The organism is Rhodococcus sp. C26F, from assembly GCF_053345925.1.
Genome location: NZ_JBKFBA010000002.1, coordinates 421,615 through 444,587, shown reverse-complemented (window position 1 = coordinate 444,587; position 22,973 = coordinate 421,615). Strand labels below are relative to the sequence as shown.

General features: G+C 69.2%; 19 protein-coding genes and 1 pseudogene. 10 read left to right on the top strand and 10 right to left on the bottom strand.

Going from position 1 to position 22,973, the window contains the following annotated elements; all coding sequences use genetic code 11:
* A pseudogene (locus ACLBYD_RS05235) lies at positions 1-644 on the bottom strand (glucose-6-phosphate isomerase); the annotation flags it as partial.
* A gap of 133 nt (positions 645-777) precedes the next feature.
* Here ACLBYD_RS05235 and ACLBYD_RS05230 point away from each other — a divergent pair.
* Positions 778-2,229, top strand: a complete 1,452-nt coding sequence (locus ACLBYD_RS05230) for an NAD-dependent succinate-semialdehyde dehydrogenase (RefSeq protein ID WP_447815656.1) — start codon at positions 778-780, stop codon at positions 2,227-2,229.
* 80 nt (positions 2,230-2,309) lie between these two features.
* Here the strand turns inward: ACLBYD_RS05230 and ACLBYD_RS05225 are convergent, their stop codons facing one another.
* A complete protein-coding gene (locus ACLBYD_RS05225; protein WP_016693405.1) occupies positions 2,310-2,645 on the bottom strand; it encodes a chorismate mutase in 336 nt (111 codons plus the stop codon).
* Positions 2,646-2,879: 234 nt separating this feature from the next.
* On the opposite strand from ACLBYD_RS05225, the gene pcrA reads away from it, so the two are divergent.
* Positions 2,880-5,258, top strand: coding sequence for a DNA helicase PcrA (pcrA, locus tag ACLBYD_RS05220; RefSeq protein ID WP_447815655.1), 2,379 nt, complete (start codon positions 2,880-2,882; stop codon positions 5,256-5,258).
* Between the two features lie 111 nt (positions 5,259-5,369).
* On the opposite strand, the gene ACLBYD_RS05215 is transcribed toward pcrA, so the two are convergent.
* Positions 5,370-6,359 carry a M23 family metallopeptidase gene (locus ACLBYD_RS05215; RefSeq protein ID WP_420714477.1) on the bottom strand — a complete coding sequence of 330 codons (990 nt, stop codon included), beginning with the start codon at positions 6,357-6,359 and terminating at the stop codon, positions 5,370-5,372.
* A gap of 442 nt (positions 6,360-6,801) precedes the next feature.
* Here ACLBYD_RS05215 and sucC point away from each other — a divergent pair, with 442 nt between their 5' ends.
* Entirely contained in the window at positions 6,802-7,971 is a 1,170-nt protein-coding gene (gene sucC, locus ACLBYD_RS05210) for an ADP-forming succinate--CoA ligase subunit beta (RefSeq protein ID WP_447815654.1), read from the top strand.
* Between the two features lie 16 nt (positions 7,972-7,987).
* On the top strand, positions 7,988-8,890 hold the full coding sequence (gene sucD / locus ACLBYD_RS05205; protein ID WP_006553762.1) for a succinate--CoA ligase subunit alpha: 903 nt from the start codon (positions 7,988-7,990) through the stop codon (positions 8,888-8,890).
* A gap of 67 nt (positions 8,891-8,957) precedes the next feature.
* On the opposite strand, the gene ACLBYD_RS05200 is transcribed toward sucD, so the two are convergent.
* A complete protein-coding gene (locus ACLBYD_RS05200) occupies positions 8,958-9,581 on the bottom strand; it encodes an IMPACT family protein (RefSeq protein WP_447815653.1) in 624 nt (207 codons plus the stop codon).
* 83 nt (positions 9,582-9,664) lie between these two features.
* Between ACLBYD_RS05200 and ACLBYD_RS05195 the strand changes: the two genes are divergently transcribed.
* Genes ACLBYD_RS05195 through purH form a run of 4 tightly spaced genes read left to right on the top strand, consistent with a single transcriptional unit; the run spans position 9,665 to position 14,728 of the window.
* Positions 9,665-10,777, top strand: coding sequence for a DUF5336 domain-containing protein (locus ACLBYD_RS05195; protein ID WP_447815652.1), 1,113 nt, complete (start codon positions 9,665-9,667; stop codon positions 10,775-10,777).
* Between the two features lie 49 nt (positions 10,778-10,826).
* Positions 10,827-12,476, top strand: a complete 1,650-nt coding sequence (locus tag ACLBYD_RS05190; protein ID WP_447815651.1) for a cell division protein PerM — start codon at positions 10,827-10,829, stop codon at positions 12,474-12,476.
* A 55-nt stretch (positions 12,477-12,531) separates the two neighbouring features.
* On the top strand, positions 12,532-13,179 hold the full coding sequence (gene purN / locus ACLBYD_RS05185; protein ID WP_447815673.1) for a phosphoribosylglycinamide formyltransferase: 648 nt from the start codon (positions 12,532-12,534) through the stop codon (positions 13,177-13,179).
* Positions 13,166-14,728 (top strand): bifunctional phosphoribosylaminoimidazolecarboxamide formyltransferase/IMP cyclohydrolase, encoded by a 1,563-nt coding sequence (gene purH, locus ACLBYD_RS05180; protein ID WP_447815650.1) that lies wholly within the window; start codon positions 13,166-13,168, stop codon positions 14,726-14,728. Before purN ends, purH begins: the two co-directional genes overlap by 14 nt.
* 35 nt (positions 14,729-14,763) lie before the next feature.
* On the opposite strand, the gene ACLBYD_RS05175 is transcribed toward purH, so the two are convergent.
* The 3 genes from ACLBYD_RS05175 to ACLBYD_RS05165 all read right to left on the bottom strand — a co-directional run bounded on the left by ACLBYD_RS05175 (position 14,764) and on the right by ACLBYD_RS05165 (position 16,922).
* Positions 14,764-15,006 carry a hypothetical protein gene (locus ACLBYD_RS05175; protein WP_006553768.1) on the bottom strand — a complete coding sequence of 81 codons (243 nt, stop codon included), beginning with the start codon at positions 15,004-15,006 and terminating at the stop codon, positions 14,764-14,766.
* Between the two features lie 308 nt (positions 15,007-15,314).
* Entirely contained in the window at positions 15,315-16,280 is a 966-nt protein-coding gene (locus ACLBYD_RS05170; RefSeq protein WP_447815649.1) for an alpha/beta hydrolase, read from the bottom strand.
* A gap of 12 nt (positions 16,281-16,292) precedes the next feature.
* A complete protein-coding gene (locus ACLBYD_RS05165; RefSeq protein ID WP_271036497.1) occupies positions 16,293-16,922 on the bottom strand; it encodes a DUF4126 domain-containing protein in 630 nt (209 codons plus the stop codon).
* Between the two features lie 72 nt (positions 16,923-16,994).
* On the opposite strand from ACLBYD_RS05165, the gene ACLBYD_RS05160 reads away from it, so the two are divergent.
* Both ACLBYD_RS05160 and ACLBYD_RS05155 read left to right on the top strand, forming a co-directional pair.
* The gene (locus tag ACLBYD_RS05160; RefSeq protein WP_060652209.1) at positions 16,995-18,383 is read left to right on the top strand and encodes an ATP-binding protein; all 1,389 of its coding nucleotides are present in this window, start codon (positions 16,995-16,997) and stop codon (positions 18,381-18,383) included.
* Entirely contained in the window at positions 18,380-20,317 is a 1,938-nt protein-coding gene (locus ACLBYD_RS05155; protein WP_447815648.1) for a VWA domain-containing protein, read from the top strand. The genes ACLBYD_RS05160 and ACLBYD_RS05155 overlap by 4 nt, the downstream gene beginning before the upstream one ends.
* 27 nt (positions 20,318-20,344) lie before the next feature.
* Here ACLBYD_RS05155 and ACLBYD_RS05150 read toward each other — a convergent pair whose 3' ends face one another.
* The 3 genes from ACLBYD_RS05150 to ACLBYD_RS05140 are packed head-to-tail and all read right to left on the bottom strand — an operon-like array spanning position 20,345 to position 22,905.
* On the bottom strand, positions 20,345-21,517 hold the full coding sequence (locus ACLBYD_RS05150; protein WP_447815647.1) for an MFS transporter: 1,173 nt from the start codon (positions 21,515-21,517) through the stop codon (positions 20,345-20,347).
* A gap of 3 nt (positions 21,518-21,520) precedes the next feature.
* Complete coding sequence (locus ACLBYD_RS05145) at positions 21,521-21,946, bottom strand: hypothetical protein (RefSeq protein WP_447815646.1); 426 nt, start codon at positions 21,944-21,946, stop codon at positions 21,521-21,523.
* A gap of 32 nt (positions 21,947-21,978) precedes the next feature.
* Positions 21,979-22,905: an AEC family transporter gene (locus ACLBYD_RS05140; protein ID WP_026061586.1), complete on the bottom strand. Its 927-nt coding sequence runs from the start codon at positions 22,903-22,905 to the stop codon at positions 21,979-21,981.
* Between the last annotated feature and the right edge of the window lie 68 nt (positions 22,906-22,973).

The following is a 22,973-nucleotide window of genomic DNA, read 5'->3' as shown; positions in this document are numbered from 1 at the left end:
TTGGAGAGGGTTTCGAGGGTGGAAAACGTCTTCGACGCGACGATGAACAGGGTGGTGGCCGGGTCCAGGTCGGCCAGCGCCGCGGTCAGATCCGCCGGGTCGACGTTGGAGACGAACCGCGCCGCCGGCCCGTCGTGGAAACGCCGCAACGCGCGGGTGACCATCGCCGGACCCAGATCGGAGCCACCGATGCCGATGTTGACCACCGTGGCGATCGGCTGCCCGGTGGCGCCGCGCCAGTCGCCGCTGCGGAGGCGGTCGGTGAACTCGCCCATCCGGTCGAGCACGGCGTGGACGTCGGCGACGACATCGACCCCGTCGACGACCAGTTCCGCCTCGCGGGGCAGGCGCAGGGCGGTGTGCAGCACCGCCCGGTCCTCGGTGACGTTGATGTGCGCACCCGAGAGCATCGCCTCCCGAGCCGCGGCGATCCCCGCGGTGTCGGCGAGCTCGAGCAGGGCCTGCACGACCGGGGTGTCGAGGCGTTGTTTGCTGAAATCGATCACCAGATCCCCGGCAGGAACCGTCAACGCCGAGACCCTGTCGGGTTCGGTGGTGAACAACTGCCGCAACGACACCGATTCGAGCCGGTCGCGATGGTCTTCCAGAGCTTTCCACGGTGCCGTTGCGGTTACGTCGCTCATGTCGTCGACAGTAGTGCGCCCCGACACGGTGCGCCCGGTGTGCGACCGTGCCCCGGTGTGACTGTGCCCCGATGTGACGAAGGGATCCCTCGGTTTCCCACAGCGAGCGACCGCGGCGCGCATGATGGGGCATATGGATGCTGCAGAACTGATTCGGTCCGTCCCCACCGACCTGTTCCTCGGCGGTGAATGGGTGGCGGCCGAGAACGGAGCCACCTTCGGAGTCCACGATCCCGCGACCGGCGACGAACTCACCCGTGTCGCCGATGCCGCGCCCGGTGATGCCTTGCGGGCCCTCGACGCGGCCGTCGCGGCCGGTCCGGAATGGGCTGCGACCCCGCCGCGAGAACGCGCCGAACTGTTGCGGACGGTCTGGCAGAAGATCACCGAACGCGCCGACGACTTCGCGCTGCTCATGACACTCGAGATGGGTAAGGCACTACCGGAGAGCCGATCGGAGGTGACCTACGGCGCCGAGTTCCTGCGATGGTTCTCCGAGGAGGCGGTCCGCATCGCCGGTCGCTACACGCCCGCCCCTGCCGGCACCGGACGCGTTCTCGTGACGAAACAACCCGTCGGTCCCTGCCTGGCGATCACGCCGTGGAACTTCCCCCTCGCGATGGGAACCCGCAAGATCGGTCCCGCCCTCGCGGCGGGATGCACGATCATCGTCAAGCCCGCGTCCGAGACGCCCCTCACGATCCAGCTGCTCGCGCAGCTCTTCGACGAGGCAGGACTACCCAAGGGTGTCCTGTCGGTGCTGCCGTCCTCACATGCCGGTGAGGTCACCGGGCCGCTCCTCGAGGATCCCCGGCTGCGCAAGCTCACCTTCACCGGCTCCACCGAGGTCGGGCGCATGCTCGCCGAGAAGGCCGGTCGTTCGCTGCTGCGCACCTCGCTCGAGCTCGGCGGCAACGCGCCGTTCGTCGTCTTCGAGGACGCCGACCTCGACGCCGCGGTCGAGGGCGCGGTGGCAGCCAAGCTGCGCAACGGGGGAGAGGCCTGCACGGCCGCGAACCGCTTCCACGTCCACAACTCGGTGCGCGACGCCTTCGTCGCCAAGCTCACCGAACGCATGGCGTCGTACAAGCTCGGGCCGGGAACGGACCCCGACGCGACGCTGGGCCCCCTGGTCAACGAGAACCAGAAGAAGACCGTGATCGAACTCGTGCAGGACGCGGTGTCGGCGGGTGCCTCGGTGCGCCTGGGCGGTGAACCCGCGGACGGACCGGGATGGTTCTACCCGGCCACCGTGCTCGACGACGTGCCGAAGCAGGCCCGCATCCTGCAGGAAGAGGTCTTCGGGCCGGTCGCGGCCGTCACCGGCTTCGACACCGAGGAGGAAGCCCTCGCGGCGGCGAACGACACCCGCTACGGGCTCGCCGCCTACATCTTCACGCGCGACCTCGACCGGGCCCTGCGCGTGTCGCATGCGCTCGAAACGGGCATCGTCGGTGTGAACCGCGGTGTCGTCTCGGATGTCGCGGCCCCGTTCGGCGGAATCAAGGATTCCGGGCTGGGACGCGAGGGCGGTACCGAGGGCATCGAGGAATTCCTCGAGACCAAGTACATCGCCCTGCAGTAGGGAACTCAGCGATGGGCTGGACGGCCTCGCCGTCAGTGGCCGGGACGGCTTCGCTGTCAGTGGCCGGGACGGCTTCGCCGTCAGTGACCCAGGCGGCCACGCCCGAGGCGGAGCAGCAGCATCGCCAGGGTGTGGCCTTCCTGGCCCAGCTCGCTGAACCGCTCGAGGACCTTCATCTCGCGGCTGTGCACGAGACGGGTACCGCCGGACGCCATGCGGGTACGCCCGATCATGCGGGAGACCTCGGTGCGCCGCTTGACCGCGGCCAGGATCTCGGCGTCGAGACGATCGATCTCCTTGCGGAGCTCCTCGATCTCGGCCTCGGTGGGCACTCCGGTGTCGTCGGCCTCGGCCGGTGTTCCGGCGTTCGCCTGGCCCGGCTCGCCGGAAAGGGAAGAATCGATGTGCGTGCTCATGTCGTCTCCTCGCATCTGCTCTGAAGGATCGCCCGTATGGGAGCGGCTGTTACCGGTATCGGGTCGGGCCGGCGGTCGGGAATCGACAGCGACAACCGGAACTCGATCCGAGCCTGCAAAGGACAGAAGACATGGCCTCCAGTTTGCCACTCACCCTGCAGGCCCTGCCACTCGGCTCGATCGACTGTGTGGTCCGGATCCGTTGTCCGAACGGTCCGGTAGTTTGGTGAAACGATGAACACTCCCGTCGCGCTCGCAAACTCCCGCCCCGGATCCGATGCTCTTCTCGAAGGGCTCAATCCGCAGCAGCGGGAAGCGGTCACGCACGAAGGGGCCCCGCTGCTGATCGTCGCGGGCGCGGGCTCCGGCAAGACTGCGGTGCTCACGCGTCGCATCGCCTATCTGCTGGCCGAGCGCGGCGTCGTCCCTGGTCAGGTGCTCGCCATCACGTTCACCAACAAAGCCGCGGCCGAGATGCGCGAGCGGGTGGCGGCCCTGGTGGGGCCGCGCGCGAATGCGATGTGGGTCTCGACCTTCCACTCGAGCTGCGTCCGGATCCTGCGCGCGCAGGCGGGTCTGCTGCAGGGCATGAATTCGAATTTCACGATCTACGACGCCGACGATTCCCGTCGTCTGCTCACGATGATCGCGAAGGATCTCGAACTCGACAGCAAGAAGTACTCCGCCCGGCTGCTGTCCACACAGATCTCGAACCTGAAGAACGAACTGATCGGGCCGGAAGAAGCCGCCCACGAGGCGGAGACCGATTCGGCGGCCACCGAACTCACCCGTGTCGTCGCTCGGGTCTACGCGCACTACCAGCAGCGCCTGCGCACGGCGAACGCCTTCGACTTCGACGACCTCATCGGCGAGACGGTGGCGCTGCTGCAGGCTCATCCGCAGGTCGCCGAGTACTACCGGCGCCGGTTCCGTCACGTCCTGGTCGACGAGTACCAGGACACCAACCACGCGCAGTACGTGCTGGTGCGCACCCTCGTGGGCGATCCGGAGGAGGAATCCGCCGTCCCCCCGAGCGAACTGTGCGTGGTGGGCGACGCCGACCAGTCGATCTACGCCTTCCGCGGCGCCACGATCCGCAACATCGAGGAGTTCGAGCGCGACTACCCGCAGGCGCGCACGATCCTGCTCGAACAGAATTACCGCTCCACCCAGAACATCCTGTCGGCGGCCAATTCCGTCATCTCCAAGAACACGGGTCGCCGCGAGAAGCGGCTGTGGACCGATTCGGGCGAGGGCGAACTCATCACCGGCTACGTCGCCGACAACGAGCACGACGAGGCGCGGTTCGTCGCCGCCGAGATCGACCGGCTCGTCGACGGCGGCGACACCACCTACTCCGACATCGCGGTGTTCTACCGCACCAACAACGCCTCCCGCGCGTTCGAGGACGTCTTCATCCGGCACGGTGTGCCCTACAAGGTCGTCGGCGGTGTGCGGTTCTACGAGCGCAAGGAGGTGCGCGACGTCGTTGCGTACCTGAAGGTGCTCGACAACCCCGACGACACGGTGAGCCTGCGCCGCATCCTCAACACCCCTCGCCGCGGTATCGGCGATCGTGCCGAGGCGTGCGTGGCGGTGCACGCCGAGCGGCTCGGTGTGAGCTTCGGGCAGGCCCTCGCCGACGCCGCAGCCGGCAAGGTCGCGCTGCTGAACACGCGGGCGCAGAAGGCGATCGCCGGTTTCGCCGAGATGATGGACGATCTGCGGGCGATGCTCGTCGCGAGCGACGCCGACGGCAACGACATGGTCGACATCGGCGACGTCGTCGAGGCGATCCTCGAACGCACCGGATACAGCGCCGAGTTGTCGGCGAGCGACGATCCGCAGGACGGCGCCCGTCTCGACAACCTCCACGAACTCGTCAGCGTGGCAAGGGAATTCAGTGCCGACGTCCGTAACGCGGCCGGGATCGTCGACGACGAACGTGAAGAGGGGGATCCCGAAACGGGATCGCTCGCGGCGTTCCTCGAGAAGGTCTCGCTCGTCGCCGACGCCGACCAGATCCCGGAGAACGAGGCCGGTGTGGTCACGCTGATGACGCTGCACACCGCGAAGGGCCTCGAGTTCCCGGTCGTCTTCGTCACCGGTTGGGAGGACGGCCAGTTCCCGCACATGCGTGCCCTCGGTGATCCGGCCGAACTGTCCGAGGAACGACGACTCGCGTATGTCGGCATCACGCGCGCCCGGCGTCGTCTCTACCTCACGCGCGCCGTGCTGCGGTCGTCCTGGGGTCAGCCGCTCACCAATCCGGAATCCCGCTTCCTGCAAGAGATTCCGCAGCACCTCATCGACTGGCGACGCCTCGAGCCCACGCCCGCCCGTGGTCAGGCGATCGGCTCGGGCACCGGTTCACGGTTCGGTGCGGGCGAGCGGCGCGGATCCTCGGGAACACCGAGTTTCGGTGCGGCGCGCGGACGCAACAACCAGTTGGTGCTTGACGTCGGCGACCGCGTCAGCCACGACAAGTACGGTCTCGGAACGGTTCTCGAAACTCGGGGCTCGGGCCCCACGGCCACCGTCGTGATCGACTTCGGCAGTGCCGGCAAGGTGCGGTTGATGCTCGTCGGCGGTGTGCCGATGATCAAACTGTGATGCCCTGAAAGCCTGTGGCAGGCGCGGATTCGCACGAAAGAGCGGGTCCGCGCCGAAGCAGGAAAGAGGGCGGAACGGGACGCAGCGTCGAACGTACGGCGGCGAGGTCGGTCAGTCGCGCTGGATGCCGAGGGCGATACCGCGGGTGGCGAGCCACGGGACGGGGTCGATCTTGTCGACGCCGTTGAGGTGCACCTCGAAGTGCAGGTGCGGGCCGGTGGAGAAGCCGCGGTTGCCCATGGTGGCGATCTGGTCGCCGGCCATGACGTGCTGACCCACGGTCACCAGCGACTGGTCGATGTGCCCGTACACGGTGACGGTGCCGTCGGCGTGCAGGAGGCGGACCCACATGCCGAAGCCGGAAGCCGGGCCGGAATCGATGACCTCACCGTCGGCGACCGCGAGGATCGGGGTGCCGATGGGGCCTGCGATGTCGACGCCGGCGTGGAGGGTGCCCCAGCGGGCGCCGAAGTTCGAGGTGAACGACCCCACGGCGGGGAGAACGAACAGCGGGCGACGGGCCGCGGCCTCGCGCGCAGCGCGTTCCTCGCTGAACCGCTGGCCCTTGGCCAGGAGATTCGAGAACTGCGACAGGTCGTTCGGGTCGGCGATGTTGAGCACCTGCGGGGCCTGCGACGGCTCGGCGTCGGCGCTCGGCGCGAACTGCGCGGCCTGCGGCACTGCGGTGGCCGTGATGATCGAGGAATCGGCTTCGCCGGCGGCGAGAGCGACCTCGGAGTGCTCGGTGTTCTGTCCCGGACCACCATTGGCTGCGGCCTGGCCCGCGGCGACCACGGCGCCTGCGGCGACCGCGAAGACTGCGGCGCGACCCTTGAGGGCGGTGGGGGGAGTGGGAAGTCGATGGGCTCCACCGCGGGACGCGGGAGCGGTGACGTCGGTGCTCTCGTCGGGACGATCCTGCGCGAAGCGGTCGTCGCGGACGGCGTGGCCGAAGGAGTCGGAGTAGTAGGTGGGCTCGGGACCGGGGCCGGTGTTGCGGAAGTCCATCGTGGCGGCTTCCCAGGCGTTCCAGTCTTCGGGTGCCGATTCGGGACGGCGGGTTCGGCTCTCGGCACTCGGGTTACCAGAGCGCATCGCCATCCTCCGTTCGTGACCTCATCGTTACTTCGACCAGGCGACGGTAACGAAGCGATCGCAGGGGTGGCAAGCCGTAGTTCGTCCGGCGGACGTTATGTGAGTGGCATCACAGTGCAAACCGGGGCAAATTGGGACATGCCCCAGCGAACGGCGTCCCAAACACTGTTTTCCGACATGTCACGAGTCCGTTGCGCCGCGGCAGCGTGGGATCCGGTGTCGGAGGGCGAGTGGGTACCTGTCATTCTGAACCGAGTGCTCCGCTCGAACGTGGCGTCCGCCACGTTCCGGGAGGGGAACTGCGAAGTCGTTCCCGGACCTACGCGCGCGTGACCTGTGCCACATGGGACTGCCGCGCGTGATCCGCGGCCCGGCCGAGAAACTAGAGTCCGAAACGACCCGCTCGATACCCCGGAGCGGGCGTGAACGCAGACGAGACGGTGAGCAGATGGATCTCTTCGAATATCAGGCGAAGGAACTCTTCGCCAAGCATGACGTGCCGACGTCGGCCGGCCGTGTTACCGACACTGTCGCCGGTGCCCGCGAGATCGCGGAGGAAATCGGCAAGCCGGTCATGGTCAAGGCCCAGGTCAAGGTCGGCGGCCGCGGCAAGGCCGGTGGCGTGAAGTACGCCGCCACCGCAGACGACGCGCAGACCCACGCCGAGAACATCCTCGGCCTCGACATCAAGGGTCACATCGTCAAGAAGCTCCTGGTCGCCGAGGCCAGCGACATCGCGGAGGAGTACTACATCTCCTTCCTGCTCGACCGCACCAACCGCACCTACCTGGCCATGTGCTCGGTCGAGGGCGGCATGGAGATCGAAGAGGTCGCCGCCACCAAGCCGGAGCGCCTCGCCAAGGTCCCCGTCGACGCCGTCAAGGGTGTCGACCTCGCGTTCGCGCGTGAGATCGCCGAGAAGGGCCACCTGCCCGCCGAGGTCCTCGACGCCGCGGCCGTGACCATCCAGAAGCTGTGGGAGGTCTTCGTCAAGGAAGACGCTCTCCTCGTGGAGGTCAACCCCCTCGTCCGCACCCCGGACGACCAGATCCTCGCCCTCGACGGCAAGGTCACCCTGGATGCCAACGCCGACTTCCGTCAGTCCGGCCACGCCGAGTTCGAGGACAAGGACGCCACGGATCCCCTCGAGCTCAAGGCCAAGGAGAACGACCTCAACTACGTCAAGCTCGACGGCGAGGTCGGCATCATCGGTAACGGCGCCGGCCTGGTCATGTCGACCCTCGACGTCGTCGCCTACGCAGGCGAGAAGCACGGTGGCGTCAAGCCCGCCAACTTCCTCGACATCGGTGGCGGCGCCTCCGCAGCCGTCATGGCCGCCGGTCTCGACGTCATCCTGAACGACGCCCAGGTCAAGAGCGTGTTCGTCAACGTCTTCGGTGGCATCACCGCGTGCGACGCGGTCGCGAACGGCATCGTCAAGGCCCTCGAGATCCTCGGCGACGAGGCCAACAAGCCGCTGGTCGTCCGCCTCGACGGCAACAACGTCGACGAGGGTCGCCGCATCCTCGCCGAGGCCAACCACCCGCTGGTCACGGTCGTCGCCACCATGGACGAGGCTGCCGACAAGGCGGCCGAACTCGCCTTCGCAGCGAAGTAAAGGGACACACAGAACAATGGCAATCTTCCTTACCAAGGATTCCAAGGTCATCGTCCAGGGCATCACCGGCGGCGAGGGCACCAAGCACACCGCGCTCATGCTCAAGGCCGGCACCCAGGTCGTCGGCGGCGTGAACGCCCGCAAGGCCGGCACGACGGTCTCGCACACCGACAAGGACGGCAACCCGGTCGAGCTCCCCGTCTTCGGCTCCGTCGCCGAGGCCATGAAGGAGACCGGCGCCGACGTCTCGATCGCGTTCGTTCCCCCGGCCTTCTCGAAGGACGCCATCGTCGAGGCCATCGACGCGGAGATCCCGCTGCTCGTGGTCATCACCGAGGGCATCCCCGTGCAGGACTCCGCCTACGCCTGGGCCTACAACGTCCAGAAGGGCAACAAGACCCGCATCATCGGCCCCAACTGCCCCGGCATCATCACCCCGGGTGAGGCGCTCGTCGGCATCACCCCGGCGAACATCGCCGGCAAGGGCCCGGTCGGCCTCGTCTCCAAGTCGGGCACCCTGACCTACCAGATGATGTTCGAGCTGCGCGAGTACGGCTTCTCGACCGCCATCGGCATCGGCGGCGACCCGGTCATCGGCACCACCCACATCGACGCCATCGAGGCGTTCGAGAAGGACCCGGAGACCAAGGTCATCGTCATGATCGGCGAGATCGGCGGCGACGCCGAGGAGCGCGCGGCCGATTACATCAAGGCCAACGTGACCAAGCCGGTCGTCGGCTACGTCGCAGGCTTCACCGCTCCCGAGGGCAAGACCATGGGCCACGCCGGCGCCATCGTCTCGGGCTCCTCGGGCACCGCTCAGGCCAAGAAGGACGCTCTCGAGGCGGCCGGCGTGAAGGTCGGCAAGACGCCGTCCGAGACCGCTGCGCTCGCTCGCGAGATCCTGCAGTCGCTCTGACAGCAGCGTCGCCTTCCGTGCGCGCCTTCCGGTGGCTTTCGCCATCGGGAGGCGCGCACGCGCCATTTCAGGAGTCGATCCAGTCGACTCCCGCGGGTTCGAGTTCGCCCACCCCGGACGTCAGTGACGCCACCCAGCCCTCCAGTTCGCTCCGCTCACGCCCCGCGACGGTGAGGACCACCCGGTCCGCATAGGCCACGTCGAGCACCGCGACCCCGCGCCCGCGCAGTTCCGCCTCCACCCGACCCGCCTCGCCGTGATCGATCGCGAGGGTGAACTTCTCCTGCTGCCTGCGCTCGACGAGGAGCGCCTCGTCCAGTGCCGTCGCGACCGCACCCGAGTACGCGCGCACCAGCCCGCCCGCGCCGAGCTTGATCCCTCCGAACCATCGGGTCACCACCACCGCGACGTTCACCAGATCCCGGTGGTGCAGGACCTGCAGCATCGGGATGCCGGCCGTGCCGCCCGGCTCCCCGTCGTCGCTCGACCGCTCGGCACGCGCCGACGGGTCGTCACCCACCACGAACGCCCAGCAGTGGTGTCGGGCATCGGGATACAGTCGGCGTTGTTCGTCGACGAAGGCGAGCGCGGCGTCGGCCGTGTCGACACGACGAACCGCCGCGAGGAAACGCGAGTGCTTCACCTCCGTCTCGACCACGACGTCGGGGCCCGGGGCGAGAGTGTGCGGCATGGACCCCATTCTCTCGGGTAGTCCCTAGGCTGTTGACTGCAGGACGAGTGACCGACACACACCGATCGACGGCAGGAGAATCGATGACATTCCCCGCAGGCGCATCCGCCCAGAGCAAGGTGGTGCCGTTGCTGCTGCCACTCGCGGTGGCCGTGCTCGGTGCCGTGAACTTCCTGCTCGGCCTCACACCCTTCGTGAACATCACCTTCGGCTCGCAGGTGGCGCTCACGTCCTTCGATTTCGGCTTCGCCGTCGTGCCGCTGGCCTTCCTGCTCTTCGGCGGTGTGAGCGCGGCACTGTCGCTGCTCCCCGGCCAGGACCTGCGTGCCGTGGCCGTCGCGGCGTCGGGCGTCGGTTTCGTGACATCCCTGTTCCAGCTGTTCCATCTGCCCGAGGACACCGGGATCGCGTGGGGCGGCGTGACGATCCTCGTCCTCGGTTTCCTGCAGTTCGCGCTGGCGCTCGTCGCGCTGCTGTTCGGCCTCGGCATCCTCGTGTCCGGCCGGTCGGGCGACCGGAGTTCCTTCGGGTCGCAGCAGGGCGCCGGGCAGTACCAGGGATTCGGGACCGGTGCCGGAACCGGTCAGTCCCAGGGCTCCGGGGCGCCGCAGGGTTACGGTTCGCCGCAGGGTTACGGTCCGCAGGGATACGGCCAGCCCTACGGCTCGCAGCAGGGGGTCACCGGCGGGCAGTCCCAGTTCGGTGCGCCGCATCCCGGACACCAGGCGTATCCCGGACAGCAGACGTCGGGGGAGTACTCCGGCGCGCAGCAGTATTCGGGGTCGCAGCAGTACGGCGGGTCCCAACAGTATCCGGGCGCCCAGCAGTACGGCGGGCAGCAGTACAGCGGAGCCCAGCAGTTCCCCGGTTCCCAGCAGTTCCCGGGCGCTCAGCAGTTCCCGGGCGCTCAGCAGTACGGCGGGGGAGCACAGTATCCCGGTGCCCAGCAGTACGGCGCCGGCCAGCAGTACACGGGTGCGCAGCCGACCCAGCAGTACCCGGTCCAGGAACCGCACGGCGCTCAGGACTCGACGGACCACACCGACACCCGGGCGGACGGCACAGCCACCCGGGCGGACGGCACAGTGTCCGATGACGACACGACGGGCACGGAACGTCGCGAGGAGACCGGGACCACTGCGACCGGCGACCAGGAGGCCACGCAGGCCTTCCGCGCACCGGACGACCAGCGGTGATCGGCGCGCCTGACACCACGATCGCCGTGTCGGTGACACTCTCGAACCGATGACTTCGACGCTCGGCCGGTCCACCCGGCACGTTCCCACCGACGACGACAGCCTGGACCCGGAACGGTTCCGCATCCTGCTCGGCACCGCGGCCCGCGTTCCGGCGGTGACGCTCGCCGTCGTGGCCACCATCGTGGTGACGACGATGGTCGTCGCCAACAGCGATCTCACCGGCATCTACGCCGCGATCGCCGGCACGTGGCTCGCACTGCACCAGGTGACGCTCACGATCGACGGCACGTCGCTCGGCGTGCTGCCGCTGCTGCCCACCGCGGTCCTGGTGTGGCAGGCCGCGCGGGGATGCGCGTCCGCGGCCGACGCGCTCGTCGAGAACAGTGGGTACGCCCTCGACCGTCAGGACGTCTCCCGAATCACCGTCGCCGTCCTCGCCGGCCCGCTGATGGTCACTGCGGCGTCGCTGATCGTGCTGCAGGATGCGGCGAGCGTGCTGCCGGTGACGCCCCCGAATGCGGCAGCCGCGCTCGCATGGGTCACCGGCATCTACCTCGTCGCGGCCCTCATCGGCATCGGCTCCCGCGTGTGGAAGCCGCTGGTGCGGTTCTACTCGGCTCCCGATTGGCTCGTGCTCGCCTTCCGTCCGGCACTGCGGGTGCTGCTGGGGATGTTCGCCCTCGGCGGGGTGGTGGTCGTCGCCGGACTGCTGTGGTCGTGGAACGTCGTCGGTGAACTGCTCGCGCGCGGGGACCACTGGACCGGCGTGCTGGGGCTGACGGTGATGTCGATCCTGTACCTGCCCAACGTCATCATCGGTGCCGCTGCCGTCCTGGCCGGAAGCACCGTGCACTTCGGCGACATCCACCTGAGCCTGTTCGAGGTGACGGGCGGTGACCTCCCGGCGCTGCCGGTGCTCGCGGCGGTCCCCTCGGGCCCGGCCGCAGCGTTCTGGCCGGTGCTGCTGGCCGTTCCGGCGACGATCGGTGCGCTGCTCGGACGTTTCGCCGCGCAGCGAACCCTGCAGGCGAAGGCCGACGGTGCCCCGGTGGGCAGCGCCGACGCTTCATGGACGGTGCTCGCTGCCGCAGCGGGCGCCGGACTCGTCACGGCGCTGGCGACCTGGATCGCGGGCGGCCCGCTCGGCGTCTTCGGCACGGTCGGGGCCAACTGGTGGCTCGCCGGAATCCTCGTCTTCGCCTGGTCGGGCCTGCTCGGCATCATCACGGCCCAGCTGCTCGTGTGGCGCGAAGGTCGACTGGCCGCGGCGGCACTGCGCGCCGACACCGTGGTGGACGAGGAGACCTCGGAGGATGCGGCGGACGCGGCCGAGGCCGACGACACCGCTGATGCAGGAGCCGACGGAGAACTCGAGGCGGCCGAGGGCGAGACTCCGGCACTCGAGGCTCCTGTGGCAGAGGACGCCGACGACGCGGATGCCGACGACGAGGAGGAATCCTCGGTCGAGGACACCACCGCCGCCGAGCGCGAGGTCGCAGAAGTCGACGGGGACGAAGCCGCTGCAGTCGACGAGGACGAGGCTGCCGAGGACGACGCGGAGAGCCTCGAAGAGGATGCGGACGCCGACGACGTCATCGACGCCGAGGTGGTCGAGGTCGTCGACGAGGATGACGCCGAGGACGACGACGAGCCCGACAAGGAGGTCGCGAACAAGGCCGAAAAGGGCGCCGACTAGGCTCTCCTACGGCCGGTCGATCGGCCGACCCACCTCGACTTCACAGGAGTGGACCCTGACTGCCTCGCGTGACCAGCTGCCGCCCACCGCGCCGGCGCGGCTCGTCGTCCTCGCCTCGGGCACGGGCAGCCTCTTGCGTTCGCTGCTCGACGCCACCCGGACCGACGGATATCCCGCGACAGTCGTCGCTGTCGGTGTCGACCGCGAATGCCCCGCCGAAGGACATGCCGCCGACGAGGGGATCCCCTCGTTCCGCGTCGCGTTGCGCGACTTCGAGGACCGCACCGCGTGGGACCGCGCGCTGACCGACGCGGTCGCCGCCCACGAACCCGACCTCGTGGTGTCCGCAGGCTTCATGAAGATCCTGGGTTCGGCGTTCCTGGAACGGTTCGCCGGCCGCATCCTCAACACTCATCCCGCGCTGCTGCCGTCGTTCCCCGGCGCGCACGCCGTCGCCGACGCCCTGGCCTACGGCGTCAAGGTCACCGGTTCGACGGTGCATCTCGTCGACGGGGGAGTCGACACCGGGCCGATCCTCGCGCAGGAAGCCGTGCAGGTGCTCGACGACGACGACGAGGACACCCTGCACGAGCGCATCAAGGTTGTGGAGCGACGGCTGCTGGCCGAGATGGTCGCCGCCGTCGCCACCCGTGGAGTTGTTTCCGATGGACGAAAGGCCGTGATCCCCGGTGACCGAACGTAAGACTGTGCGCCGCGCGCTGGTCAGCGTGTACGACAAGAGCGGGCTGGTGGAGCTGGCGACAGGGCTCCACGCGGCAGGTGTCGAGCTGGTCTCGACCGGCTCCACGGCCAAGACCATCGCCGACGCAGGCGTGCCGGTGACGAAGGTCGAGGAACTGACCGGCTTCCCCGAGTGCCTCGAGGGCCGGGTGAAGACCCTGCACCCGCGCGTGCACGCCGGCATCCTCGCCGACACCCGCAAGCAAGACCACCTCGATCAGATCGCCGATCTGGGCATCGAGGCGTTCGAGCTCGTCGTCGTGAACCTCTACCCGTTCACGCAGACGGTCGCCTCGGGTGCGAGCCCCGACGAGTGCGTCGAGCAGATCGACATCGGTGGCCCGTCGATGGTGCGTGCCGCGGCGAAGAACCACCCGTCCGTCGCGGTCGTCGTCGACCCGGCCGCCTACGGTGACGTGCTCGCCGCCGTCGAGGGTGGCGGTTTCACCCTCGAGCAGCGAAAGCGTCTTGCCGCGCAGGCGTTCCAGCACACCGCCGCCTACGACGTCGCGGTGGCGAGCTGGATGAACAGCGGTTACGCGGCGCCCGAGGGCGACGAGTCGCAGTTCCCGGCGTGGACCGGCGCGACCTGGACCCGATCGAACGTCCTTCGCTACGGCGAGAACCCGCACCAGGCCGCGGCCCTGTACGTGAACGAGGCCGGTGAGCCGGGGCTCGCGCAGGCCGAGCAGTTCCACGGCAAGGAGATGTCCTACAACAACTACCAGGACGCCGACGCCGCCTGGCGCGCCGCGCACGACCACAGCGAGCCGTGCGTCGCGATCATCAAGCACGCCAATCCGTGTGGCATCGCGATCGCCGACGACATCGCCACCGCGCACCGCAACGCGCACGAGTGCGATCCGGTCTCGGCCTTCGGTGGCGTCATCGCCGCCAACCGTGAGGTGAGCGTCGAGATGGCCGAGCAGGTCGCCGAGATCTTCACCGAGGTGATCATCGCCCCGTCGTACGCCGACGGTGCCGTCGACGTGCTCTCCCGCAAGAAGAACATCCGCATCCTGCGCGCCGATTCGCCGAAGTCGGCTCCGGTCGAGATCCGTCAGATCTCCGGCGGGCTGCTCCTGCAGGAGCGCGACGTGCTCACTGCGGACGGCGACTCCACCGCCAACTGGCAGCTCGCGTGCGGCGAGGCCGCAGACGAGGCCACGCTGCGCGATCTCGAATTCGCCTGGCGCGCATGCCGTGCCGTGAAGTCCAACGCGATCCTGCTGGCCTCGGGCGGCGCGACCGTCGGTGTCGGCATGGGGCAGGTCAACCGCGTCGACTCGGCGCGACTCGCCGTCACCCGTGCGGGCGATCGTGTCGCCGGGTCGGTGGCCGCGTCGGATGCCTTCTTCCCGTTCGCCGACGGTCTGCAGGTGCTGACCGAGGCCGGCGTGAAGGCGATCGTGCAGCCGGGTGGCTCGGTGCGCGACAACGAGGTCATCGAGGCCGCTCGCGAGGCGGGCGTGACGCTGTACCTCACCGGCGCACGGCACTTCGCGCACTAGTCACGAACACGCGCGGCACCCGCGCGCATCGTCGCTCAGGCGGCGTGCGCGTGGGTGCCGTTGTCGTGTGCGGTGGGTTCGACGGTGCGCTTGCCGCGACCCTCGGAGATGACCAGCTTGGCAGCGCCACGGTCGAGCAGCTCGCGGATGAGATCCGCGGAGGCGGCGCCGCTCTCGGTACCGCCGACCCGGCTCAGGTCGATGGTGATGGCGTGACCGGTGAGGTCGTCGGGCAGTTCGGTCGACACGGTGCCGCCGGATTCGATTCGCAGTTTCATGGTGTTTCTCCTGTCGAGGTGATCTTGTACGGGTCGCGGTCGGGGATAGAGAAAGGGCACCCGGGGCGTATGTGCCCCGAGTGCCCGAGAACGAGTCGTCGTGTGACTTCTATTCTCGGGATCGCTCCGCCGCGAAGTGGAAGAAGAAGTGAGAAAACGGTACGGAACAACCGGCTACGTACATGTGCTTGTATCGCATCGGACCGTACCTTTCTCGTGTGAACCAGTTGGTTAACGGATGACCATACACGAACAACGCGGAATGGACATTTGTTATTTCCGCGTCGTCCGTGCGTGGGGGTGGGCGATCAGCCCCTCAGCTTGTCGAGCCACGCCTCGAAACCGGACGTGAACTCGTCGGAGAAGGGCAGGTCGGCGACGTAGTCGGCGCCCGTCGACTGCTGGTCGCCGATGTCCTTGAGCACGTGGTTGGTGCGCGTCATGCGCAGCGACGTCAGACGGGTGTGGACGAGTGCCGCGTCGAGCGCGTCGACGTCCTCGACCCGCACCTGGATGTCCTTGGACGAGACCGCGGTGAGCACCGGCAGGTCGCCGGCGACCTGTGCGGCGAGCATCCGCGGATCGAGCGCGTCCTCCTCGGCGAGTGCCTTCGCGTTGGTGGGGACGAGCCCGGCGTTGCGCAGCGGCTCGGGGAGAGTGTCGCTGAGGGTGCCGTCGGCGCGGAGCGACTCGACCGCGCCGGTGAGCGCGACCCGCAGTTCGTCGGCAATCTGGACGGGAAGTTGTCCCGCGGCGACGACGGCGTCGAGCTGTGCGTCGATCTGGGCGGTCAGCAGGTCGAGCAGGCGCACGGCGAGCGGTTCGAGCAGGCCGAGTCCGGCGATCGAGTCGTTGTCCTGGGCGAGCGACAGCGCGATCAGCGCGCCCTCGCTGTGCCCGACGACGTAGAGCCGCTCCAGGTCGACCCCGCGCTGCGAACCGAGGAAGGCGAGCGCGTCGGCGGCGCCGTCGATGAACGTCGAGAAGCCGAGATCGGCGACGTCCTCGACGCTGTACGGGCCGAGCCCGGTCACGCCGCTGCCGAGCTTGTCGTAGCGCAGACTCGCGAAGCCCTTGCGTTCGAGCACGTCGGCGAGGTGCCGCAGGGTGCCGATCGATCCGGGGAGCAGTGCACTGTCGCCGTTGCGGTCGGTGGGACCGCTGCCGGCGAGCAGCAGCACGGCGGGCACCGGACCCCTCATGGAGACGGGTACCCGCAGGCTGCCGTGCAGGGTCACGTCGCCGCTGGAAAAGGTGATCTCGGTGTCCGACATGTCATGTGTCTATCAGAAGTCGCCGGACCGGCCCGTATCGAGGGCGCCGCGGTGTGGCGTCGGTTTCGTGCGTGACGAACGGGCCCGGCGTACCCGACGGTAGCCCCGTACGCCGAGCCATCCGAACAGCGCCAGCAGCGGGACGACGAGCAGGGGAGCGAGCAGCGCGATCAGCGACGTGACGAACGAGGTGACGCTCTCGACGATCGACAGCACCGGGTTGCCGAAACCGGCGGTGGTCGCCGTGCTCGCGACCCGCGTGCCCGTTTGCGCCGTGCTCACCGCCAGGGCGGTCGGGGCGCCGATGACGATGCCCGCGAGCGCCGCCATCGCGGGATCGAGACTCGCGAAGGCCGCCCACGCCGCAAGCGCACCCGCGACCGGCCGGGTCACCGTGCCGAGGGCGGACAGTGCGTTGTCCACGAGCGGCACGAGGTCGGCGACGACCTCCACGGCGGTGGCGATCGTCAGGGCGACGAGCGCCGAGGTGGACCCGAGCCACTGCATCGATTCGTTGAGGACGACCCCGAAGAGTTCGAAGTGGACCGCGGCCGACAGGAGCAGCAGCGGCAGGAAGGTGCGCAGCCCGGTGGCGGCCGCGAGCCCCAGCCCGAGCAGGGCCGCCAGGATCCAGGTGTCCATGCGGCGAGTGTAGGCGGACCGGTCGCGGGATCGCGGATGCCGAAACGGCGGTTCGGTCGTACCTTGGGTGAGGTGACGTCACCCACACCGCGCCCCTCCACGGTCGGCGAGCTCCGCGCCTCCGGCCACGTGCAACGGTCCGTCAAGGACGAGATCCGGCACAACCTGCTCGCTGCGCTGCGCGACGGTACCGATCCGTGGCCCGGCATCCTCGGTTTCGAGGACACCGTCGTCCCGCAGCTCGAACGCGCCCTCATCGCCGGCCACGACGTGGTCCTGCTCGGCGAACGCGGCCAGGGCAAGACACGCCTGCTGCGCACCCTGCCGCTGCTGCTCGACGAGTGGACCCCGGTCATCGCCGGTTCCGAACTCGGCGAGCACCCCTACGAGCCCATCACCCCGGCGTCGATCCGCCGTGCCGCCGAACTCGGCGACGACCTACCCGTCGCGTGGCGGCACCGCAGCGAGCGGTACGCCGAGAAGCTCGCGACGCCCGACACCTCGGTCGCCGATCTCGTCGGCGACGTCGACCCCGTGAAGGTCGCCGAGGGTCGCAGTCTCGGAGACCCGGAGACGATCCACTTCGGTCTCGTGCCCCGCGCACACCGCGGCATCGTCGCCGTCAACGAACTGCCCGACCTCGCCGAACGCATCCAGGTGTCGCTACTCAACGTCATGGAGGAACGCGACATCCAGGTCCGCGGTTACACGCTGCGCCTGCCCCTCGACGTGCTGCTCGTCGCGAGCGCGAACCCCGAGGACTACACGAACCGCGGTCGCATCATCACCCCGCTCAAGGACCGTTTCGGCGCGGAGATCCGCACGCACTACCCGACCCGGCTCGAGGACGAGATCGCCGTCATCGAGCAGGAGGCGCACCTGCAGGCCCGCGTGCCCGACTATCTCTTCGAGATCCTCGCCCGGTTCACCAGGCTGCTGCGCGAATCGACCTCCGTCGACCAGCGTTCCGGTGTCTCGGCACGGTTCGCCGTCGCCGGCGCCGAGACCGTCTCGGCCGCGGCCCTGCACCGCGGTGCGGTCCTCGGCGAGGACGATCCGGTCGCGCGTCCCGTCGACCTCGGCACGGTCGTCGAGGTGCTCCGCGGCAAGGTCGAGTTCGAATCCGGGGAGGAGGGAAGGGAATTCGAGATCCTCGACCACCTCCTCCGGCGTGCCACGGCCGAGACCGCCCGCTCACGGCTCGCGGGCGTCGACCTCGGGCCGCTGGTCGCCGCCGTCGAGCAGGGCGATCCGGTGGTCACCGGTGAGCGGATCACCGCGAAGGTGCTGCTCGACGAACTGCCCGAACTGCCCGTCCTCGACGCCGTTGCCGAACGGCTCGGCGCCACCGACACCGGAACCCGCGCCGCGGCAGTGGAACTCGCCCTCGAGGGTCTGTATCTGGCACGGCGCATTGCCAAGGACACCGGCGACGACGGGTCGGCGGTGTACTCCCGATGAGCAGGTCCGCCCGCTACGGTCCGTATACCGGGGGCGATCCGCTCGCCCCACCGGTGGACCTGCGCGACGCGCTCGCCGCGATCGGCGACGACGTCATGGCCGGCGCCTCACCCAAGCGCGCCCTGCGGGAGTTGCTGCGCCGCGGGCAGGACGGCATGCGTGGCCTCGACAAGCTTGCCGCGCAGGCGAACCGGCGCCGACGTCAGCTGCTCGACCGCACCAACCTCGACGGTACCCTGCGCGAGGTGCGCGAACTCCTCGACCGCGCCGTGCTCGAGGAACGCAAGGAACTGGCCCGCGCCCTCGACGACGACGCGCGGTTCGCCGAGATGCGGATCGAGGAATTGCCGACGTCCACGGCGCAGGCCGTGCAGGAACTGGCCGACTACGACTGGCACAGCGCGCAGGCCCGGCAGGACTACGAGAAGATCCGCGACCTGCTCGGCCGGGAGATGCTCGACCAGCGCTTCGCCGGGATGAAGCAGGCGCTCGAGGGAGCCACCGACGAGGACCGGCAACGCATCTCGGAGATGCTCAACGACCTCAACGACCTGCTCGACAAGCACTCCCGCGGCGAGGACACCGAGGAGGACTTCGAGCAGTTCATGGCCGAGCACGGTGAGTTCTTCCCGGAGAACCCGCAGAACGTCGAGGAACTGCTCGACTCCCTCGCACAGCGGGCCGCGGCTGCGCAGCGGCTGCGCAACTCGCTCACCCCCGAGCAGCGCGACGAACTCGACGCTCTCGCACAGCAGGCCTTCGGATCCCCGGATCTGATGAGCCGGCTCGACCGTCTCGACGGCCACCTGCGGGCCGCGCGTCCCGGCGAGGACTGGACCGGCTCCGAGCAGGTGCGCGGCGAACAGGGCATGGGTCTCGGTGAGGCCACCTCGGCGCTGCAGGAGCTGTCCGAACTCGACCAGCTCGCCGAGCAGCTGTCGCAGCAGTACGCCGGGGCGTCCCTCGACGACATCGACCTCGACGCGCTCGCCCGTCATCTCGGACCCGAGGCCGCGGCCGATGCACGCACCCTCGCCGAACTCGAGAAGGAACTGCAGCGGCAGGGCTTCTTCGACCGCGGTGCCGACGGGCAGTGGCGACTGTCGCCCAAGGCCATGCGCCGGCTCGGCGAAGCGGCGCTGCGCGACGTCGTCAACCGCATCTCGTCGCGCACCGGGCAACGCGAGTCGCGGCGGGCGGGTGTGCTCGGCGAACCGACCGGCGCGTCGAAGGCATGGGAGTTCGGCGACACCGAACCGTGGGACGTCGTACGGACCCTCACCAACGCGACCCTGCGCAGTCCCGGTCTGCCGGTGCGGATGTCGGTGCAGGACGTCGAGGTGATCGAGACCGAGCAGCGGACGCAGGCGGCGGTCGCGCTGCTCGTCGACACGTCGTTCTCGATGGTCATGGACGGTCGCTGGGTGCCGATGAAACGCACGGCCCTCGCGCTCAACCATCTCGTGTCCACGCGCTTCCGCGGGGATGCGCTGCAGCTCATCGCGTTCGGCCGGCACGCCCGTGTGGTGTCGGCGCCCGAACTCGCCGGGCTCGACGGCGTCTACGAGCAGGGCACCAATCTGCACCACGCCCTGATGCTCGCGGGTCGTCACCTGCGTCGACATCCCAACGCGCAGCCGGTGGTCTTCGTCGTCACCGACGGTGAACCCACCGCCCACCTCGAACCGGACGGCTTCGCGGCCTTCGACTACCCGCCGAGCGCACGCACTCTGGGACTGACGGTGCGCGAACTCGACCACATCGCGCGGCTCGGCGCCCAGGTCACGATCTTCCGGCTCGGCAGCGATCCGGGGCTCGCGCGGGTCGTCGACGTGCTGGCGCGTCGCGTCGGGGGACGGGTGGTCGCGCCCGACGTCGACGGTCTCGGGGCGGCGGTCGTCGCCGACTACGTGCGGGCCCGTCGGCGGTCGTAAGAGCTCGGCGCGGGACGCCCCGGGAACTCAGTGGCGCACCGATCTCCAGGTGGTCGTCGCGGCAGCGGACAGCAGGGCGGCGGTCACCCAGAAGATCGACGCGACACCGGCGACCCCGGCGATCGCGCCGGCCACCATGGGCACCGCGACCTGCCCGAGACGGTTGCCGGTCAACCGCACGGCCAGCGCCGACGCGCGGTCGGAGGGTGCGACGAGTTCGACGACCCACGTCATGGTCAGGGGTTGGCCGACGCCCCAGAACATTCCGCACACGGCGAGCAACGCGCCGATGACCCAGGGATTCGGCACGAGCGGCAGCAGCGCCACCGGCACGATGGTCCCGGCGGTCGCGGAGACGAGCAGCCACCTGCGCGGAATCCGGCGCAGCGCCCACGGCAGCAGGGCACGCGAGACGATCGACGCCACGGTGCGGGCGGTGAGCAGGATCGACACCAGGAGCACACCGAACCCGAACTGCTCACCGAGCAACGGCAGGTAGGCCACGACGAGGTCGACCGAGGCGAGGACCACCAGGCTCGACAACATTGCGGGCTTCATGCCCTTCGTCGCGAGCATCGACAGGATCGACTGCGGCGCGCCGTCCTCCGCGGTGCGACCGGAGCCGGGCGGCTCGCGGAGCCCCAGCACCAGCGGCAGGGAGAGCAGCGAAACCACCGTCATCACCAGCAACGCGCCGGTGGTCTCGACGGATCCGTTGCCGTCGCCGGTGGTCGCGGCGATCACGCCGGAGACGGGCACACCGACGGCCTGACCGACCGACACACCCAGCGTGAGACCGGCGAACCCGCGATCCAGCTGACCCGGCGGCGACAGGATCGACACGAACGCCTGCCCCGCCACCGTGACGAGCAACTGTCCGAGACCGAGCACGACGTTGCCGGCGGCGAGCACGAGCAATCCCGAACTGAGAGCGATCAACCCGGCACCGACCGTGGTGACGACGATGCCCGAACGGAGAATGGCGGTCGCGTGGCCGCGGTCCACGGCGCGTCCCATCCGCACCGCCGCGATCAGCGGGACGATGGCGTAGAGCGCGGTGACGGCACCGATGGTCGTCGCGTCACCGCCGAGCGCGAGGATCCGGTAGGAGACCAGGACGCGGATCGACTGGAAGGCCGCGTGCAGCAGGGCCGTGGACAAGCACAGGTACAGCAGCCAGTGACGCGGAGGATGCGGCATGCGTCAGGCGCCGGCCGTCACGACCCGGTCGCCGAGCGGCGACTGCAAGGGGACCTCGAGGGTGCCGGCGACGGCGACCATGATGCACATGCGGTCCTGCATCTCCGGCAGCGTGCCGCCGAGGAGCGTCACCGTCACCGTGTCGTCCGTTTCGGTGACGGTCGCCTCGACGCCGAAGCACTCGGGGGTGCCGGTCTCGAAGTGCAGGGCGATCCGGTCGTCGCTCACCCGCGACCATGACAGGATCGTCAGCGGATGCGCGTCGACGATGTCGGGTCGCGCCGAGAACGCCGTCGCCCCTGCCGGAACCGGTTCCTCGGGCAGTGCCGGGACGTCCGGTGTGCTCGATGTACTCGACCCGCAGGCCGCGATGAGCAGGCACATCGCGAGGACGGTGATTCCCCGGCAGGCACGGACGACGGAACGCATGGTTCCCACGGTATTCCCGTGCCGCGTGTTCATCACGCCAGCAGGGCGGCGGTCACGCCGATCGCAGGGATGGAGGCGAGGGTGGTGACGAGTGCGGCGTCGCGGGCGAGCACCGTGCCGCGCCCGTAGGCACTGGCGTAGACGAAGACGTTCTGCGCGGTGGGAAGCGCGGCGACCACCACGACGGCGAACAGCGCGTGGCCGTCGAGGCCGAACACGAAACGCCCCATCAGATACGCGAGCACGGGCTGGGCGAGGATCTTGAGCACCGAGGCGAGCGCGATGTCGCGACGCGGGCTCGTCCCCTTCTCGAGCACCCGGACGCCCTGCAGCGACAATCCGAACGCGAGCAGCGCACCGGGCACCGACGCGCCGCCGAGCAGATGGAACGGCTGCAGCAACGCCTCGGGAGGCGTCCATCCGCTGATCGCGATGGCGAGTCCGGCCGCGGCGGCCAGGACGATGGGGTTCTTGAACGGCGCGAGCAGGGTGTCGAGGCGCGAGACCCCGGCGCGCATCGTAGACAGGTCGAGCATCGTCAGCGCGATGGGGGAGAGCACGACGATCTGGAACAACAGCAGGGGCGCGACGAACGACGCGTCGCCGAGCACGAAGACCGCGATGGGAATGCCGAGATTCGCGGAGTTGACGTAGCCGGCGCACAGCGCGCCGATGGTCGCCTCGGGAACTGCACGTCGCAGCCAGAGCTTCGCGACGACGAAATGCACGATCGCGACGGCGAACGCCGTAGCCGCCGCGATGTAGAGATTGGGCGAGAAGATCACCGACAGGTCGGACGTCGCGAGCACGTCGAACAGCAGCGCAGGGGTGGCGACGAAGAAGACGAGCCGGCTGAGCACCGTCTGCGCCTCGTGCCCGAGTGTGCCCAGGCGCCCCAGCGTGAAACCGATGGCGATGATCACGAAGATGACACTGAACCCCGCGATCACACCCGACACGGTTGCCTAGTCTAAGGACCCCGGAGCGTCTTCCCGCCATCGGACCGCAGTGAGCGTCGAGACCGGTG